This window comes from Corallococcus sp. CA041A, from assembly GCF_003612075.1.
In the GTDB taxonomy this organism is placed as follows: domain Bacteria; phylum Myxococcota; class Myxococcia; order Myxococcales; family Myxococcaceae; genus Corallococcus; species Corallococcus exiguus.
The window spans coordinates 1-2492 of the sequence record NZ_RAWF01000490.1 but is presented as its reverse complement, the minus strand read 5'-3'; the positions used below and the strand labels follow the sequence as shown (position 1 = coordinate 2492).

General features: G+C 72.9%; 3 protein-coding genes. All 3 read left to right on the top strand.

Annotated elements, in window-relative coordinates:
• The first annotated feature begins 35 nt into the window (after positions 1 to 35).
• The gene (gene cglE, locus D7V77_RS41475; RefSeq protein WP_120581664.1) at positions 36 to 674 is read left to right on the top strand and encodes an adventurous gliding motility protein CglE; all 639 of its coding nucleotides are present in this window, start codon (positions 36 to 38) and stop codon (positions 672 to 674) included.
• A gap of 34 nt (positions 675 to 708) precedes the next feature.
• Positions 709 to 906 (top strand): hypothetical protein, encoded by a 198-nt coding sequence (locus tag D7V77_RS44460; protein ID WP_167548190.1) that lies wholly within the window; start codon positions 709 to 711, stop codon positions 904 to 906.
• On the top strand, positions 873 to 2492 hold a 1620-nt coding region (locus tag D7V77_RS41470; RefSeq protein ID WP_199733988.1), incomplete at its 3' end, for a DEAD/DEAH box helicase. The genes D7V77_RS44460 and D7V77_RS41470, both read left to right, overlap by 34 nt.

Here is a 2492-nt window from a genome sequence, read left to right as displayed (position 1 = left end):
GACAGGGAGGACTGCCCCCCACCAGGCCGCCCTCCATGCAGAAAGTCCTTGCTCCTCTTGCCCTGAGCGCCGCGCTCCTCATTCCCGCGATGGCGGGCGCCCAGGACACCCCCAGCGCCGGTTCCGCGATGCAGGACCGGCCCGCGGTGACCTTCAACGAGGTCGAGCGCGGTGTGTACTTCGGCGTGTACGGCGGTCCGTCGTGGATCACCAACCCGCCCGCGGACTCCGGCCCGCGGCCCTTCTCCTCTGGCCAGATGGCCCAGGTGGAGCTGGGCGTGGACCTGGGTGAGCGCCTGTCCCTGGGCGTCTTCTTCATGGGCTCCGCCAACCGCGCGGGCGCCGAATACGTCGGCTATTCGCAGGGCGCCGCGTCCGGTGACTTCACCATGCTGGTTCCTGGCGCCGTGCTGCGCGCCCGCCTGGTGGGCTTCGCCGACAGCCAGGAGGTCAAGCGCACCTGGATCTACGCCCGTGCCGGCGTGGGCTACGCGATGTTCTCTCCCAAGAAGCTCCTCCCGGATTCCGACATTCTTGTGTTTGCCGGGCCCGGAGTGGAGTACTACACGCGGCTGCGCCACTTCTCGGTGGGGCTGGAGGTCGTGGGGAACTACCTCGCCTCCAAGGGCGCCTTCGGGTTCGCGGTGGCGCCCAACATTCGCTACGCGTTCTAGCGGGAGATTCACGTGGCTCAGGAGAATGGAAGCGGTGGATCGCGTCCGGGTGGACGCGGTCCGAACGGGGGCGCGCCGGGCCAGGGGCCCCGTCGTGACGGACCGGGAGGCTTCGGAGGTCGTGGCGGTCCTGGCGGTGGCCGGGGTGAAGGGCGCGGCCGGGGTGAAGGCCGTGGCCGTGATCGCGACGCGGGCCCGGTGGGGCCTGGCCAGCGTGTCATCGCCGAGCTGAGCGTCCTGGAGAAGGCTCTCTCCAAGAACGACTTCACGGCGGAGAAGGGTCCGCTGGAGGCCATTGTCCGCTCGCTGCGGACCATGAACCTCAAGTCGCTGGAGGACCTGGACCTCAACACGCGTGGCCGCCTCATCACCACGCTCCTGCGCGTGCAGCGCCAGTCCAAGCCGGCCCTGCCGGAAGCGGGCGCGGAAGCCGCGTCGCCGGAAGCGGGCGCCACCACCGAAGCAGCGCCCCCGGAGGCTCCGGCCGCCGAGGCTGTTGCTCCGGCCGAGGGTGCCGAGCCGGCCGAGGGGGCCGAGCCGGCCGAAGGGAGCGCGCCCGCCGAGGCCGCCCCGTCGAAGCCGGCCGTGGACCCCGCGAAGGAGAAGTTCGACGGCTGGGTGGACGTGATGTCGCTGGTGGGCCGTGTCTGGCGCGCCGCGGGCGACGCGGACCGTTCCCAGGCGGCCTTCACGCTCAGCGGCCGTGAGCCGACGGCGGAGCCTTCGGCCCCGGCCCGTGAGGAGCGCGCCGAGCGTCCTCCTCGCGGTGACCGTCCGGAGCGCGGCGAGCGCCGGGACCGGGGTGAGCGCGGTGAGCGTCCTCCTCGTGGCGAGCGTCCGGAGCGCGGCGCGGCCGGTGAGCGGCGCGAGCGTCCTCCCCGGGCCGAGCGCCCCGAGCGTGGCGAGCGTCCTCAGCGCGGTGAGCGCCCCGAGCGCGCGCCGATGCCGGAGCTGACGGGCGACTGGAAGGAGCAGGCGACCCAGCTGGAAGGCATGGGCCGCACGCGCGACGCGGCGCGCCTGCACGAGCGCAACAACGGCTTCGCGGATGCCACCCGGCTGTTCGAGGCGGGCGGTGACCTGAAGAGCGCGCTGCGCACGGCGCTGTCCGGGCAGGACAACGACGCGGCCCGCCGCCTCGTGAGCACGCTGCCCGCGGAGCAGATTGGCCCCACGCTGGAGAAGGCTGGCGCGTACGAACTGCTCATGGAGCACTACGTCGCCAAGGCCGACTTCGAGAACGTCGCACGCCTCTACGAGCGCGCGCGGCAGTTCGATCAGGCGGGCCTCGCGTACGAGCGCGCGAACAAGCTGACCCTGGCGCGCAAGGCGTACGAGCGCGCCCGGGACCTGGTCGGCGCCAACCGCATCCGGGGCCTGGAGGTGAAGGCCCTGGTGGAGCGCGGCGACCGTCTGGGCGCGGCGACCCTGCTGGTGGCCGTGGGGCAGCGGCGCGAGGCGGTGGAGGTGCTGAGCCCCCTGCCTCCTCCGAAGGCGTTCCACTTCATGCAGCGGCTCACCCTGGAGGACGAGGCCAAGGAACTCGCGAAGCGCGAGCTGGCCCGCGCCGAACAGGAGCAGAAGCCCGCCGGCCGCGCCCGGTGGCTGGAGCTGCTGGGTGACATCGCCGCCGCCGCGGAGACGTGGACGCAGGCGGGCCGCAAGGACAAGGCGCTGCCCCTCTACGAGAAGCTCGGTGGGGAGCACCTGCCCCGCGCCGCGCAGCTCGCGGAGGAGCTGCAGCAGCGTGACAAGGCCGTCGCCCTGTACACGCAGCTCAACGACAGCGCCGGCGTGGAGCGCGCGAAGGCCCTCCCC